This is a genomic window from Amaricoccus tamworthensis, assembly GCF_049800875.1.
Lineage (GTDB): Bacteria > Pseudomonadota > Alphaproteobacteria > Rhodobacterales > Rhodobacteraceae > Amaricoccus > Amaricoccus tamworthensis.
This window is the reverse complement of the sequence record NZ_JBNAFV010000013.1, coordinates 62,241-76,966: the sequence shown is the minus strand read 5'-3', so window position 1 is coordinate 76,966 and position 14,726 is coordinate 62,241. Positions and strand designations below refer to the sequence as shown.

General features: G+C 58.2%; 12 protein-coding genes. 2 read left to right on the top strand and 10 right to left on the bottom strand.

The genetic code is table 11. From position 1 onward, the window contains the following. Window position 1 precedes the first annotated feature (1 nt). Genes ACP15P_RS17355 through ectA form a run of 3 tightly spaced genes read right to left on the bottom strand, consistent with a single transcriptional unit; the run spans window position 2 to window position 2,289 of the window. Complete coding sequence (locus ACP15P_RS17355; RefSeq protein WP_424929724.1) at window positions 2–397, bottom strand: ectoine synthase; 396 nt, start codon at window positions 395–397, stop codon at window positions 2–4. A gap of 5 nt (window positions 398–402) precedes the next feature. Beyond that, entirely contained in the window at window positions 403–1,695 is a 1,293-nt protein-coding gene (ectB, locus tag ACP15P_RS17350; protein WP_424929723.1) for a diaminobutyrate--2-oxoglutarate transaminase, read from the bottom strand. A 60-nt stretch (window positions 1,696–1,755) separates the two neighbouring features. Further along, entirely contained in the window at window positions 1,756–2,289 is a 534-nt protein-coding gene (gene ectA, locus ACP15P_RS17345; RefSeq protein ID WP_424929722.1) for a diaminobutyrate acetyltransferase, read from the bottom strand. A gap of 230 nt (window positions 2,290–2,519) precedes the next feature. Here ectA and ACP15P_RS17340 point away from each other — a divergent pair, with 230 nt between their 5' ends. Further along, window positions 2,520–3,017: a MarR family winged helix-turn-helix transcriptional regulator gene (locus ACP15P_RS17340; RefSeq protein WP_424929721.1), complete on the top strand. Its 498-nt coding sequence runs from the start codon at window positions 2,520–2,522 to the stop codon at window positions 3,015–3,017. A gap of 36 nt (window positions 3,018–3,053) precedes the next feature. Here ACP15P_RS17340 and ACP15P_RS17335 read toward each other — a convergent pair whose 3' ends face one another. Further along, the gene (locus ACP15P_RS17335) at window positions 3,054–3,785 is read right to left on the bottom strand and encodes an aspartate/glutamate racemase family protein (RefSeq protein WP_424929720.1); all 732 of its coding nucleotides are present in this window, start codon (window positions 3,783–3,785) and stop codon (window positions 3,054–3,056) included. Between the two features lie 149 nt (window positions 3,786–3,934). Between ACP15P_RS17335 and ACP15P_RS17330 the strand changes: the two genes are divergently transcribed. Next, window positions 3,935–6,436 (top strand): cation:proton antiporter, encoded by a 2,502-nt coding sequence (locus tag ACP15P_RS17330; protein ID WP_424929719.1) that lies wholly within the window; start codon window positions 3,935–3,937, stop codon window positions 6,434–6,436. A 46-nt stretch (window positions 6,437–6,482) separates the two neighbouring features. On the opposite strand, the gene ACP15P_RS17325 is transcribed toward ACP15P_RS17330, so the two are convergent. From ACP15P_RS17325 to ACP15P_RS17300, 6 genes are all read right to left on the bottom strand, one after another. After that, entirely contained in the window at window positions 6,483–8,216 is a 1,734-nt protein-coding gene (locus ACP15P_RS17325) for a serine hydrolase (RefSeq protein WP_424929718.1), read from the bottom strand. Between the two features lie 219 nt (window positions 8,217–8,435). Then, on the bottom strand, window positions 8,436–9,626 hold the full coding sequence (locus ACP15P_RS17320) for a helix-turn-helix domain-containing protein (RefSeq protein WP_424929717.1): 1,191 nt from the start codon (window positions 9,624–9,626) through the stop codon (window positions 8,436–8,438). 56 nt (window positions 9,627–9,682) lie between these two features. Then, window positions 9,683–11,533, bottom strand: coding sequence for a sn-glycerol-3-phosphate ABC transporter ATP-binding protein UgpC (gene ugpC / locus ACP15P_RS17315; RefSeq protein WP_424929716.1), 1,851 nt, complete (start codon window positions 11,531–11,533; stop codon window positions 9,683–9,685). Window positions 11,534–11,544: 11 nt separating this feature from the next. Next, window positions 11,545–12,444: a carbohydrate ABC transporter permease gene (locus ACP15P_RS17310; protein ID WP_424929715.1), complete on the bottom strand. Its 900-nt coding sequence runs from the start codon at window positions 12,442–12,444 to the stop codon at window positions 11,545–11,547. Further along, window positions 12,437–13,351 (bottom strand): carbohydrate ABC transporter permease, encoded by a 915-nt coding sequence (locus ACP15P_RS17305; RefSeq protein ID WP_424929714.1) that lies wholly within the window; start codon window positions 13,349–13,351, stop codon window positions 12,437–12,439. The genes ACP15P_RS17310 and ACP15P_RS17305 overlap by 8 nt, the downstream gene beginning before the upstream one ends. Before the next feature lie 84 nt (window positions 13,352–13,435). Continuing rightward, on the bottom strand, window positions 13,436–14,701 hold the full coding sequence (locus ACP15P_RS17300) for an ABC transporter substrate-binding protein (RefSeq protein ID WP_424929713.1): 1,266 nt from the start codon (window positions 14,699–14,701) through the stop codon (window positions 13,436–13,438). Window positions 14,702–14,726 lie beyond the last annotated feature (25 nt).

Below are 14,726 nucleotides of genomic sequence, written 5' to 3'. Positions count from 1 at the left end.
ATCAGGCCTCCTCTGCGATAGCGTAGGAGCCGTCCTCACGGTGAACTTCCTTGCCCGTCACCGGCGGGTTGAAGACGCAGGCCATGACCAGCTCTTCCTCAGCTCTCAGAACATGCCGGTCATGCTCGTTCAGCGCGTACATCACACCCGGCTCAATCTGATGGGTTTCGCCGGTGGCAAGATCGGTAATCGACCCCTTGCCCTTCATGCAATAGACGCTCTCAAAGTGGTTCTTGTACTCGAACATATGCTCCGAGCCTGCCTTGAGGAACGTGATATGGAAAGAAAATCCCATACCATCATCGGCCAGAAGCATCCGGATGGAAGTCCACTGTGCATCCGACACGATACGGTCATTCTCGGAATTGATGATCTTGTTGATATCTCTGACGATCATATCGCTTACTCCGCTGCAATCGGGGTTTTGGCACTCATGGCGTTACGCACGGCTTCATCAAGGATGTCGAAGCCTTTGCGCAATGTCTCGACCGGTGTGGTCAGCGGTGCGAGAACCTTTACCACCTGATCCTCGTTGCCCGAGGTCTCGATCACCAGACCCGCGTCATAAGCCCGGCGGCAAATATCGGAGGCCAGCTCCCCGGACCCCACATCAACACCCTGCATTACGCCACGGCCCTTCAGGCCGCTGCCCGGAATTTGATCCGCGATGCGGAACAGGCGGTCCTGGATCAGCTCCGATTTCATCTCAAGTTCTTTCTGGAACGCATCATCTGCCCAGAATTTTTCGATCGCCACACGCGCCGTCACAAACGCATGCGTATTTCCACGGAAAGTGCCGTTATGTTCCGCCGGCCCGAACACGTCATGTTGTGGCCGCACCAGAACGAGAGCCATTGGCAAACCAAAACCCGAAACGGATTTCGCCATAGTCACGATATCCGGGGTTACGCCCATATCCTCAAAGGAAAAGAACGTACCGCTGCGACCACACCCGGCCTGAATGTCATCAATAATCAAGAGTGCGCCGTGCTCTTTGGCCACGGCGGCGATGCGACGCACCCATTCCGCACGGGCGCAGTTCAAACCGCCCTCACCCTGAACTGTTTCCAGGATGATTGCCGCCGGCGCATCCACACCACCGGAACCGTCGGCGAGCATCTGCTCCAGATAGTCAGCCGTATCGGTTTCAGCACCAAAATACCCGTCATAGGGCATCCGCGTTACACCGCTAAGCTCCATGCCTGCGCCGCCGCGGTGATACCCGTTTCCTGTCGCCGCCAGCGCTCCGGCCGTGACACCATGGAAACCGTTGGTGAATGCAATAATATTCGTCCGCCCGGTCACTTTACGCGCGATTTTCATCGCGGCCTCAACCGCGTTTGCACCCGTCGGACCTGTGAACATGACCCGGTGATCCATGCCACGGGGCGCGAGAATATGGTCCTCAAACGCCTCGAGAAACTCACCTTTTGCGCCGCTGTGCAGATCCAGGCCATGGGCAATCCCATCGGCCGTTATGTGCTCCACCAGTGCGGCTTTCATATCCGGATCGTTGTGTCCGTAATTGAGCGATGAACATCCGGCCAGAAAGTCGATATAAGTCTGTCCATCCGCAGTCGTCAGTTCGGACCCGGAAGCCTTTTCGAAGACCGCCGGCATGTTGCGGCAGTACGAGCGCGCCGCGCTCTCGCGACGGTCATAAATATCATGGGTTTCAGTCATGTCCTTGGGCATGAGAGTACCTTTCGCATCCTGTGCGTTAATCATTGAATTTGGTATGTCGGGAGGATCGGCTCAGGCCGCGCGGCTCAGTTCATCCGCAGTCGGCAGGCTGATCGTCACCATATGCTCGGTGTCGTGCTGCCCGTCAAAGTGTACATCCCGTTCGAAATGCGGCTCATCCGTGAGATCGCCACCAATGGAGCGGGCAAAGCTCCGGAACAGGCTCCATGATGCGGTGTTGTCCCGCGTGATGGTTGTCTTGAGGTTCTCGGCGTCGTTGCAGGCGTCACGCTCGATCAGGTCGAGAAGCATCCGCTTGCCAAGGCCGGTACCCCGGGCCTTCTCCCCGACGGCCACCTGCCAGACAAAAAGCTCCGAACTGTCGGGAATCATATGGCCGGACACCCAGCCCACGATTTCCCCGTCACGTTCCGCAACCACGCAGGTATCACGGAAGTGATCAGCCTGGATGAGGTTGGCATACATGGAATTTACATCAAGCGGCCTGCAGCTTTTTACAAGCGCCCATATATCGGCTCCGTCCGACGCATCAGGTTTGCGCAAACGGAGCGTACGCGTTCGGGGTTCAGTCAGATCTTTCGGCATGGCATGTGTCCCTGGTCGTTCGCGCGAATAGATAGCCGCTGCTGAAAATAACTTCAACATACTAAGCAGTTTTATTTTCGCTGCATCGATCGGGCGATTTTTTTGCTCATTTTCCCGAATTTATCGATAAAAAGGGCCGCAAAATTGATTTGCAAGGCGAATTATCTCAATGCGCCCTTAAAATGCTTTGGTTCTTGAAGCATCCTGCAACTCCGTGCCACAATTGCTTCATGACTGTGACGCAATCCGACCGCGTCGATGACTGCCTCATCGCGCTCCGAAGAATAATCCGCGCAACCACCCTTTTTGAACGTGACCTGGCCGTAGCCTCGGGAATCACGCCCGCGCAGCTACGCGTATTACAGATTCTTTATGCCCAACCGGACGGCAGCCGCACACCCAAGGTGCTCGCCACGCAGATGGGTGTCGCCCAGGCCACGGTCACGGCCATCATCGACAAACTGGAAGCACGGGATCTGATCCTGCGCCAGAGATCCGAAACGGACCGTCGACAGACAAACGTGACCATTACTGATCAGGGTCGCGAGGTGGTTGACGATGCGCCTGATGCTCTTCAGCAACGCTTCGTCCAGGCATTCGGCCGAATGCAGAACTGGGAACAGGCCCAGCTTCTCGCCTCCCTCGAACGTGTGGCGGCCATGCTTGACGCCAAGGATATCGACGCATCGCCAGTTCTGTCGTCGGGCGATTTCCACTCCCTGTCCTGACTGGCATCGTGCTCACTCAAATCACGAAAATTGCCATCATTTCGCGTCTCTATGTTCAGCTGCCTCCTTCAGTCCCAGCATTCGCAAAACCTGACGCGTCCCCGCCCCTACTGGATCAATAACCGGCAGAGCAATGGCTTCCGCCACGGCCGGAGCCGCTGGCGCCAATGGCCCGCCACCAATCAGCAGAGCCTCCGCCCCATCCGCCTCACATTCGCGGGCAAGGGAAACCAGAGCCGCCCGTATCCGCACCGGATCAGACATGATTGCAGGGACATCGCCCCTGGTTATACGCAGCGACGCGAGGTTTCCAGAATGACCATATCGCCTCACCAGACTGAGAATGGCGGCTTCAAGCCTCGGTGTCGTAGTGACAATCGAGAACATCCGTCCACCCGCGGCAGCCTCTGCCATCCCGCCCTCCGCAATACCAGCAACCGGCACATCGACCCGGTCGCGCAACGTCAACAGCCCCGGATCACCAAAGGCTGAAACGATCAGCCCGTCCACCCCGGCAGCGGCCAAATCAATTCCCTTCGCCACCACCTGCTCCACGGAGGCATTGAGCGCAGTCTCATCCATGATCACCGTCGGACCCCGCTCCATGGTATGGCCTTCGACAATCACGCCTCGCGGGCAAATCGGCTCCGCCAGTCCCGTCATCAGTGCGGTTGTTGAAAGGTTTGCATTGGGGTTCAACAGACCAATCCGATAGCGGTGCCCCCCGTTACGCATGGTTCCCGTCGGCAGGCTTTTGGAGTCACTCATACCGCCAAGTAAAATTCCCTTTCAAATGAGGAAGCAACCGCATTTATCCGGCCAAACCCCGCAAAAATTTGAGATCACAAACGGAGTTACCAATCGGAGCGACGTCAAATTGCACGTGCGTCCGCCGCGTCTTCTGATATTTCCGGTTTATGGACATCACTATCGTCATCACCGTCATTGCATCGTTGTTTGTCGTCATTGGCGCGGCTGAGCCCTTCGCCGCGCGCGTTCGCCTTCCATACAGCGTGATCCTCGCCGTTCTCGGCATTATGATCGGTGCTGGCGCAACCTTCTTTCTCAGAACGACACTGACCGACGCACTCAACCCGGTGGCAGAGGCAATTCTGGGCCTGCCAATCAGGTCGAATGTCTTCCTTTATGTCTTTCTGCCAACACTGCTTTTTCAGGCAACACTGGGCATGAACCTTAGAAGAATGCTCGATGATTGGGTCCCCATCCTAACGCTTGCGGTGGTGGCTGTGGTTGTCGCCACGCTCTCGGTAGGCTACGCCCTCTCATGGGCCAGCACGCTGCCCCTTGCCGCCTGCCTTCTGATCGGCTCGATCGTCTCAACCACCGACCCCTCGGCGGTGGTCTCTATTTTTCGGTCAATCTCGGCTCCAAGGCGTCTTGCCCGGATTATTGAGGGGGAAAGCCTGCTCAACGATGCCGCCGCCATCGCTCTGTTCGGCCTGTTCATGGGCTTCGTCATGCTTGGCCTGCCCGACCCGAAGCTCAGCGACGCCCTCGCCCGCTTTCCAATGCTCATCGCTGGCGGCGTGGTGACCGGATGGGTCGCCGCCCGGATCGCCGTCTGGGTCATGAGCCTTTTCAGCCGTCACGAACTGGCACAAATCTCAATCTCCGTGGCTCTCCCCTACCTCGCCTATATCGTGGCGGAACAGAGCGTGGGAGCGTCAGGCGTCATTGCGGTGGTTGCCGCTGGTCTCACACTCAACCTCACGGCACCTGGACGATTGCCACCCCAGTCCTGGACCAACCTGCGTGAACTTTGGGACGTACTCGCACACTGGGCCGGAGCACTTATCTTTATCCTCGCAGCGCTGCTCATCCCGCGCCTGTTGGAAGAGGTTCGACTGGAGGACTTTCTTTTGGTTGGCGTCGTGGTTGTGGCAGCAATCATCGCCCGAGCCGCCATCCTGTTCGGGCTGATGCCGCTGCTTACGTCGCTCAAAATATCCCCTGCGGTCGAACGACCCTACCGGGTTGCGATCCTTTGGGGTGGCCTCCGGGGCGCCGTCACACTGGCACTGGCACTCGCCGTAACCGAGAGCTTCCGCGTCCCGGATGACATCCAACGGGTCGTTGGCATACTCGCCACCGGGTTCACACTTTTCACATTGCTCGTACAGGGTACAACACTGCGCTGGATCATCGGACGGCTCGGGCTGGACCGCCTCTCCCCACTCGACGAGGCCCTGTCCCGTCAGGTGGTCGCCGTTGCCCTGCAGACCGTGCGCGAAGACGTTGCACACACCACGGACAGGTATGACCTGAACCGCGACACCGTGCGTTCGGAGGCAAAGCGGTTCGGGGAACGCCTCGATGCCGTCGTAAAGATGGCCGAGGAAAACGGCCGCATCCTCGACCGAGACCGCATTGCTCTGGGTCTCATTGCGTTGGCCGGGCACGAACGCGACACCATTCTCGAACACATGCGCGAACGCACGATCTCCGCTCGAATGGCCGAACTGGTACTGTCGGACGCGGACCGGCTGATCGAAGCCGCCCGCACCCAGGGCCGCATCGGTTATCAGAAATCAGCACGACGCAGTGTTGCTTATGGCCAGGCATTCCGCGCAGCCGTGCTGCTCCATGGTCGTTTGGGCATTTCCGGCCCGTTGGCCCAGATGACCGCCGACCGTTTCGAACTGTTGCTGGCTCAGCGTCTGATCATGCGCGACCTCGGGACTTTCATCGACGGCCGCATTCGCCGCATCCACGGTCGCCGCGTCGCGGAACTTCTCCACGAACTTCTGTCACGCCGTATCGAGAACGTGGAAACCGCACTCGAAGGTCTTCGCCTACAATACCCAGGGTATGCTGAGGAACTCGAACGGCGCTTCATCCGGCGCACCGCCCTGCGAATGGAGGAGCGCGAATACGTCGCCATGCGCGACGACGGACTGATCGGGGCCGAGGTCTATACCGCCCTGATACAGGAGCTTGCAACGCGCAGGGGCGCCGCAGAGGAACGCCCCCGCCTGGATGTCGCGGTCCAGCGCGAAGCCTTCGTCCGCCAGTTCCCGTTCTTTGCCGATCTGGACAACGCCATTGTCAAACGTCTGACCCGCTCGCTTGCCACACGCTACTTCAACGCGGGTGAGGTCATAGTGCGCAAGGAAATATCAGGCACACGGGTGTTCTTTATTGCCTCAGGCGCGGTTGAACTCGAAAGCGCGGGCCAGTCCTGGCGGCTTGGCCGTGGCGAAATGTTTGGCCAGATGGCACTTCTCACCAACCGAGCGCGCCGCGCGGATGTCCGCGCCATCGCACCAACCACCGTCCTTGTCCTGGACGAGGACCGCTTCCGGCGCCTGCTCAAACGCAGCAAGGCTCTGCGCGAGGCCGTCCGTCTCAGCGCTGAAAAACGCGGTATCGACCCGTCCATTCTTCTGCCGGAAGGCTGAACAGGACCACACTGCTCAAAAGTTAAATCCTCCCACAATAGAGCAATCACACGAACAGGAGATCGTCATACTCCGATATTCCGAAAATTTTAAGGATGTCGCCATCTCCAGAGAGGGTCAGACGCAGACCGGCTGATCCCTCATAAATGTCCCGGATTTCAGTCCCGCGCAAGTCAATCAAATCCTGCGAGACGTCAAAGTCCAAGATCCTGTCGCGGTCGCGGGAACCGTCGTTGGCAGCGCGCCCGAACACAAATACGTCCGCTCCGCGGCCGCCTGTCATCAACTCATTGCCCTTGCCGTCGATCAGAGTATCGGCCCCCCGGCCACCCTCCAAGACATCTGCCCCGGATCCGCCAAAAAGCCGGTCATGACCTCTGCCACCGCTAAGCTCGTCGTCCCCGCCACCGCCGTTCATGCTGTCATGACCTTTTCCACCGCTCATGAGATCATCACCCCTGCCACCATGAATACGGTCACTCCCGGACCGGCCAATCGCCTGATCGTCGGTGGCACCCAAAACAAATCTGTCGTCCCCGCCGTCACCAATCCGTAATTTGGAGCCGTCGGCAAACTGGATCGCATCCTCCAGTTTTCCAAGCGCGGTTTCGAGTGCAAGAGAAACACCCTCGTGGCTGATTATCGTGCCACGTTCATGCACCTCAATCGCCAGCCCAGAAGCGGACACGCCTTCGACCCGAACCCGCCCGGACCCCTCATTCGCTTCAACCCAGGCGTTATCGGGCAAAACGGTTTCGATCATTCCAACAAGCGCTGACACTGAACCGTATGCCAGATCCGGACGATTTACCGCCGCCGACAGAATGGCACCGGATTCCAGATGCAGAAAGGTAGCCGAATCCGTTCCCGACGTACCGCCGGAAAACCCGACCAGATGACGATCCTCGGAAATATTGAATTTCGCGAGACCCAGTCCGAACTCGTAACCTTGGTCAGTCAGAACAAAATCCGTCATCAGGGAAAGGGACTCTTCCGGCAACAGGCTTTGTTCCACCAGCAGTGCGTTTAGAAACGTTGTCATGTCCGCCGTGTTGGAAATGCCACCACCTTCCGCGAAGCGGTCAAGGCCCAACCAGGTCACGTCAAGCAGTTCATCATCGCCCAGTGGATAATATGATTTCAACCTGTTTGCATCATGCTCGAAGTCTTCCAGTAGACTGGCGGACATGCCAAGCGGTTCGAAAATCCGCTCTTCCATCAGTTTACCAAGCGTCTGACCGGTGACTTCTTCGGCAATCAGGCCCAGCAGCGCATAGTTACTGTTGGAATACTCGAAACGCTCACCAGGTTTGAACTGCGCGGGGAGTCCGCGCAAAAGGTCGAGCGCAAACTCCGTATCAACGATCTCATCAGACTCCGCCGCAGCCCGCTCAACCAGACGAAATCCGTCATCGTCCGAGATATTCGTGTAGTTGAATATTCCAGTTTGCATTGTCAGCGCATCGCGCAGGGTCGCCTCGTTTACGTTGGCAATTCCCTTCGTTACTGACTTCGAAAGGTAGTCGGCAATCGGACGGTCGAGGGCCACCAAGCCCTCCTCCGCAAGCTGGAGCAAGACAACCGCCGTCATCATCTTAGTCTGCGACCCGATCTCGAAGCTCTGTTCCGCCGGTTTGATTTGCTCGCCTTTTGCCCTAACCGCGGCCTCAATCCCGTTCATCGAAATCGACACCACGCTCGTCGGCGCTCCCTTGCCGGTGATGAACTGCGCAACGGTTTCAAGCGGCGCCCGCAGCGCCGCTGGATTGAAAACTCTCATGATCTGCCCTCGCAAAATCCGGCCCTCAGTTCAGAAAGGCCGCAACATTTGTTGGTGCATTTGACAGATGCCCAACCACACGTCGTCCGGATCGGCTGGTCCGGACGCATAATCCAGCCGGACGAGGCGTTATGCTTAATATTTCATTTTATTTCATAAGGTTGCTGTCTAGTGACCAAACGTCCAAACCAGCTTGTCCAGACGTTTTCTGCCTCGCGCTCAAACTGCTGCCCGGTTTTCGCGCCGCCACATCGACGGCGTCTGGCTCGTGACCCGCTTGAAACTCGCGTTAAAAGTCGATTTTGCGTTGTAGCCAACGGCCTCACTGACCTCGAGCACGCTCATGTCCGTTGTTCCCAGCAGTTTACAGGCTTCGCGGATCCTGTACCGGTTCACAAAATCATAGAACGAGGTTTCCAGGCCCGCATTCAGGACTTCCGACAGATGGATCGGGCTAAGTGCCACCGATTCCGCCAGTTTCTGCAGGTCGAGATTACCCTGCCGCCAGAGTTTTCCCGCCTCCATCCGTTCCTCAACCCGTCGGGCCAACCGCAACAGGTCATTTTCCGTTAGCCCTGACCGCGCGTATTTGCTTCCTGTCGAACCACTATTAACGACGCGCTCGATCGAAGAGTTCGCCTCCGCAACGACCGGTGCCGACCACTGTGGCAGAGCGGGTCGCGCATGTAGGGCATAGAGCCCCAGCGCTCCGGACATCGCCAGATCGAAGATCATGGCCGACACCCCCTCCCGTATTTCGGGCAGGTCCAGCAGTGCCAGTAACTCATCCAACGCTACGATTCCCGCAAGCAGCAGGATCACCACAACCAGCGCATCGAGCCAAACCAGTGATCGGCCCTCAAGGTCCGAGAAAACCTCCCGAATGTCTCGCTGATAAGACACCAATCGCCGTGCGCACAGGACGCCATAAACAACCACCACAATCACCCAGAGCAGCCAGAATACATTCTGGCCAAACGCTACCAGCCTGAGAAACTCCCCCGCGGCATCCGGACCAAAATCCACCCGCATCGCCGCGGGCAGCGACAGAAACGGAGCCAGACATAATCCCGCAAGTGCAATCGGCAGAAGATGGATTAGGTCCTGGCGCTTCAGGCACGCATTTGGTTCGGTCAGCCCTCGAACGAACAGCCAGAGACTAATCATGTATCCCGGATACAGCACGAGTACATAGCCATAGAAAATCGGTTCCATTCCGAAGATCGGAACGAAATACAGCACATCAAATTGGTCCAGCGCATCAATCGCGAAAAACGCCACCATGGCCCAAAGATGCAGGTGTGGCCCAGGCTCCTGATGCAAACGCAGGCTAAGGCCCGCCAGCACCAGCAACGACATGCCCAGCCCCATACCGGCGCCGATAATCTCAAACAAAATTCCCTGCGTCATTGTGCGATAACTGACACAGGTTTCTGTCAGTGGGTAGAGTTGGTTGCGAAAAAAAGCTACAGCCAGCCCCCGTCCACGAGCACCGTCTGGTTCGTGATCGCACGGGCGGCATCTGAACACAGAAAAACCGCTACCCCTGCCACGTCCTCCGGTTCGGTGAACCGGCGCAAACACTGCCGCGACATCACCTCATCCTGCAATTCAGGCGTCAGCCACTTCTCCACCTGCCGTTCCGTCCGCACGAATCCCGGAAGCAGGCAGTTGACCCGCACGCCATCGGGACCGGCCTCGCGGGCAAGCGCGTGGGTCAAACCTTCGATGCCAGCCTTCGCGGTCACATACCCGACCGCATCGGCAAGTCCTTCCCGCCATGCAATTGAACCGAAATTCAGGATCACGCCAGAGCCTTTTCTCCGCATTGCGGGCAACACCGCCTGGGCGCAGAAAAACTGGTGATCGAGATTGACCGACAGCGTGTCACGCCAGCTTTCCGGCGTGACCTCATTCGTTTTATGCCGCATGTCATTAGCCGCGCCATTCACCAGCACATCGATGTCGCCCGCCTCGTTGGCAAGCGCCATAATTCGCTCCCGCAGCGCCTCTGTACAGGTCAGATCCACTTCGTGGAAGGCAACCGCCGAGCGAAGACCTTCGGCCAGATCCCGGCCCGCCGCACCGTTGATGTCAAAAAAGGAAACCCGCGCACCCTCGGCAGCGAAGGCCGTCACCACGGCCCGGCCGATACCGGTGGCACCGCCGGTTATCAGAACATGTTTGGCCTTCAGATCGGTTCCGAGCAACTGACGCCGTTCAGTGGTGGGGTCAAAAAGGCTGACCTTGCTCATGTCAATTTCAAAATCCGCGCTGGACCCCGGAACCGGCGCGCCATTCGGCTCACAGACAATGATGGCCTCGGAGCCCGCAACCCGGCACATCAGTATCGTCTCTGAACCGGTTGGTTCATCCATTTCCACCGAGACCGGAACCGTCACTGATGGAATGCCCTTCCGTGCCGCGCGCGCCTCATGGGCAGGGCTGAAATGCTCAGGCCGTACACCAAGAGTCACCTTCTGTCCTTCCGATATATTTGTGGGGTCGTCGCCCACAAGGGGGAGCACCGCACGATCCCCGCCGTCCAGAACCACATCCAACCCGTCCGTGCCCTGCGCTATCCTCGCCGGGAAGAAGTTCATGTTAGGAGAACCCATGAATCCGGCAACAAACGTGTTGGCGGGACGCTCATAAATCTCCTTGGGCGCCGCGTACTGTTGCAGAACACCCTGGTTCATCACCGCAATCCGGGTCGCGAGCGTCATCGCCTCGATCTGGTCATGGGTCACGTAAACCGTCGTGCGGCCAACATTCTGATGCAGCTTCTTGATCTCGGCCCGCATCTCCACCCGCAGTTTCGCATCGAGATTGGAGAGCGGCTCATCAAACAGGAACAGTTTGGGATCCCGCACGAGCGCCCGTCCCATCGCCACACGCTGACGCTGTCCACCCGACAGCTGACCCGGCTTGCGGTCCAGAAGCGGTTCAATCTGCAGCAATGAAGCTATCCGTGCGACCGTCTCCGCCTGCACCGTCTTGTCGATGTTACGGCACTCCATGCCGAAGGTCATGTTCTGCCGCACCGTCATCGTCGGGTAGAGCGCGTAGGACTGAAACACCATCGCGATGTCCCGGTCCTTGGGTGCTTCATTATTCACGACCCTGTCCCCGATCATCACTTCGCCGGAGGTTACGCTCTCCAGCCCCGCAATGATCGACAGAAGCGTGGATTTGCCGCAGCCCGACGGTCCGACAAGCGCCACGAATTCGCCCGAATCCGCTTCCAGATTAATGTCCTTGAGCACCTCGACGGAGCCATAGCTCTTGCGCAGATTTTTGATTAGCAAAGAAGACATTGTCCCTCCCCCTATTTGACCGCGCCGGAGGTCAGGCCCCGCACGAAATATTTGCCGCCAAACACGTAAACAAGCAGCGGTGGCAGAGCCGCGAAGATCACGGAGGCCGCCTCAACATTGTAATGCCGCTCGCCGGTGCCCGAGCCTGAAAAGGCAACGATGGCCGATGTGATGGGCTGGTTGGCACCGGATGTGAAAACCGTGCCGAAAAGAAACTCGTTCCAGATCCCGGTGAATTGCCAGATCACGCATACGATCAGAATCGGCGGCGAGAGCGGCAGCATGATGCGCCGGAAAATGCGCCAGAACCCGGCACCATCGATCCGCGCCGCTTTGATCAGGTCATCCGGCACAGCCAGGAAATAGTTCCGGCAAAACAGCGTGGTAAAACTCGCGCCCTGCACCGTATGGACCAAGACCAGCCCCGCAATCGTGTTCGACAGCCCAATCTTGCCCAGAACAAACGCCCAGGGCAGCAGTGTCATCTGCGCCGGCAAAAACACACCCAGTGTAATCAGTCCGAATACCCATGTGTCATATTTGATGCGCCATTTTGACAGGGCATAGCCGTTGACGACACCAAACGCCGTCGACAGGATCGTAGCCGGAATGGTCATCATCAACGTGTTGGAGAAGTACCGCGAGACCCCCTCGCAGCTGCCCCCGATGCAGAAGGTACTCCAGGCCTCACCCCAGTACTGCCAGCTCATCACCTCAGGCAGGGATATGAACCCCTCCCGCACGATGTCCTCTAGCGGCCGGTAGGCGTTCATGAGAATGATCACCAGTGGCGACAGGTAAAGCAGAGCGAAAAACCCCAGCAGCCCGTAGACAATCGTCTTCGCCCGGGCCTGACGAGCACTGCTGCCGGTCGCAAGCGGATCAAACGCATGATGTGTTGTATCAACCATGGGAGGGGCCCTCCTTCCGCGCGCGCCAGGCAGTCAAGATCACGTACGGCACAATGACAATGGCAAGCGCCACAAGGATCATCACGGCCGCCGCCGCACCCTGAGCGATCTGACCGCGCTGGAACATCAGGTCGTAAACAACAATCGCCGGAACCGTGGTTGCGACACCCGGCCCCCCCTGGGTCAGCGCCACCACCAGGTCATAAGTCTTGATGGCAAACTGAAGGAGCACCACCGTGACGGCGACAAAAATGGGCCATATCGTCGGCAAAACCACCTTGCGATAGATCCGCGGCATGGAGGCTCCATCGATCTGGGCCGCCTTGATCAGATCTCCATCCACAGACCGCAATCCCGCCAGGATAAGCGCCATCGCAAAACCTGACGCGTGCCAGATGCCGGTGAACACCACGACGTAGAGCGCCATGTCCCTGTCGGTGATCCAGTCGAACTTCGCGCTCAGCCAGCCCAGATCATTCAGAGCCCGCTCCACACCGGTCTGCGGATGAAAAATCCAGCGCCAGACGGTGCCGGTCACGATGAAGGAAATGGCCAGCGGATAAAGAAAAATTGTCCGCCACACCGATTCAAACCGCACTCTCTGGTCAATGAGAATGGCGAGCAGCGTCCCAACACAGAGCGAACCCAAAACATACAGAATCCCGAACAGAAATAGGTTCTGGTAGGAGACAATCCAGCGTTTGCTCTTCCACAGAGCCGCGTATTCACCGAACCCGCCATAGGCCATGTTCGGAAGCAGCGTGGACTGGGACACGGAGATCCAAAGTGTCCAAGCCGAGAACACCACCACGTAAATGAACGCTGCTGCAAGGGTCGGCAAAAGCACCAGCTGCGGCGTCCAGCGGGCCAGCCGCTCGCCTGGGGAAGGCTGTATCGGATCAGGCATGTTTGACCGTTTTCTGATTGATTGTGTGAAGGATCCGTGCCGGCCAACGGGAGCAGGTCGACACGGTCATCAAACCGTCGGAGCCTAGCTTTGCAGCTCAACCGCGTCGGCAAGCTGGTTGGCGGCTTCTTCCGGTGTGATGGAATCGTCGGCGACAAACTCGGTGATCACTTCCATCATGGCGCCCCGGTACTTCTGCAGAACCGTCATGTTATGCGCCATCGACCGAACGAGTGTTCCCTCGTCGACCGAAGCCTTAAGGTCCTCAAGACCCTTCTGCTGGCACTGGGTGAACCCACCCGTGGACAGATCAACATCCGTGCGCGACGGGATCGAGCCCTTGGCGACGTTGAACGTCACCTGAAACTCCGGCGACATGATGGTGCTGGCCAAAAGCTTCTGACCCTCCACGTAGTCAGGGTCGGTCTGATTGAAAAACACCACCGAATCCGCATTCAATATGAACCCGGTTCCACCCCAGTCCACCGGCGTCTGGTTGCAGAGATAGTCCTCGCCTTCCTCGAAACCGGCCAGATTAGCCGAGGCCACGGTCCAATCACCCATCAGGAAAAACGCCGCCTCGCCGGACATGGTCATGGTCATCGACTGCTCCCACGAGCGGCCGTTAATACCGTCATCCATGTAACCAACCATTTTGCGAAGCTGCGCAAAAGCATCGATCATGCCCTGGCTGCGCATTGCGTCGACGTCGGCTTCCTGGAATGCCTTGCGGTACAGGTCCACATCCATGCCATAGACAACACTGTCAAACGTGGTCGTATCCGACCAGTCCGCCGCACCATGCGCAATACAGGTGTAACCCGCAGCCATAATCGCATCACAGGCTGCATTGAACTCGTCCCAGGTTATGGGAACCTCGAGGCCGACCTCATCAAGGATCGCGGGTGAACTGTAGAGCCAGTTGACACGATGAATATTCATGGGAGCCGCGACCCAGCTCCCAGTGGGCTTCATCACCGAGGTCAGTTCCGGCGCAACCACATCGTCCCAGCCTTCCGCGGCCGCAACCTCATCCAGGTTGGCAGTGGTTCCGGTTGCGTTCCACTCAGCAATTTCCGGACCCTTCAGCTGCACGGCGGCAGGCGCATTTCCCGCCACCACATCCGACCGCAGCTTGGCCAGCGTGTTGGATGTGTGGCCCGAAATCGCGGTCTGCTCCCAGGTTCCGCCGGCGGCCTCAAACATTTCACCGAGCTTAGCAATCGCAGCGGCTTCCGAACCCTGAGCCCACTGGTGCATCATGTTGGTTTTCGGTTCGGCCTGCGCGCCCGTTCCAAAGGCCATAACCGCCAGGATCGAAGCCCCGTTCATCGTGCTGTTGAGTTTCATCTTCTTCCTCCTCCATCGGATAACC

Coding starts and splice junctions, on each gene's coding strand:
- ACP15P_RS17300 (WP_424929713.1), bottom strand. CDS start 14,701: ATGAAACTCAACAGCACGATGAACGGGGCTTCGATCCTGGCGGTTATG.
- ACP15P_RS17305 (WP_424929714.1), bottom strand. CDS start 13,351: ATGCCTGATCCGATACAGCCTTCCCCAGGCGAGCGGCTGGCCCGCTGG.
- ACP15P_RS17325 (WP_424929718.1), bottom strand. CDS start 8,216: ATGAGAGTTTTCAATCCAGCGGCGCTGCGGGCGCCGCTTGAAACCGTT.
- ACP15P_RS17330 (WP_424929719.1), top strand. CDS start 3,935: ATGGACATCACTATCGTCATCACCGTCATTGCATCGTTGTTTGTCGTC.
- ACP15P_RS17355 (WP_424929724.1), bottom strand. CDS start 397: ATGATCGTCAGAGATATCAACAAGATCATCAATTCCGAGAATGACCGT.
- ectB (WP_424929723.1), bottom strand. CDS start 1,695: ATGCCCAAGGACATGACTGAAACCCATGATATTTATGACCGTCGCGAG.
- ACP15P_RS17310 (WP_424929715.1), bottom strand. CDS start 12,444: ATGGTTGATACAACACATCATGCGTTTGATCCGCTTGCGACCGGCAGC.
- ACP15P_RS17335 (WP_424929720.1), bottom strand. CDS start 3,785: ATGAGTGACTCCAAAAGCCTGCCGACGGGAACCATGCGTAACGGGGGG.
- ugpC (WP_424929716.1), bottom strand. CDS start 11,533: ATGTCTTCTTTGCTAATCAAAAATCTGCGCAAGAGCTATGGCTCCGTC.
- ectA (WP_424929722.1), bottom strand. CDS start 2,289: ATGCCGAAAGATCTGACTGAACCCCGAACGCGTACGCTCCGTTTGCGC.
- ACP15P_RS17320 (WP_424929717.1), bottom strand. CDS start 9,626: ATGACGCAGGGAATTTTGTTTGAGATTATCGGCGCCGGTATGGGGCTG.
- ACP15P_RS17340 (WP_424929721.1), top strand. CDS start 2,520: ATGACTGTGACGCAATCCGACCGCGTCGATGACTGCCTCATCGCGCTC.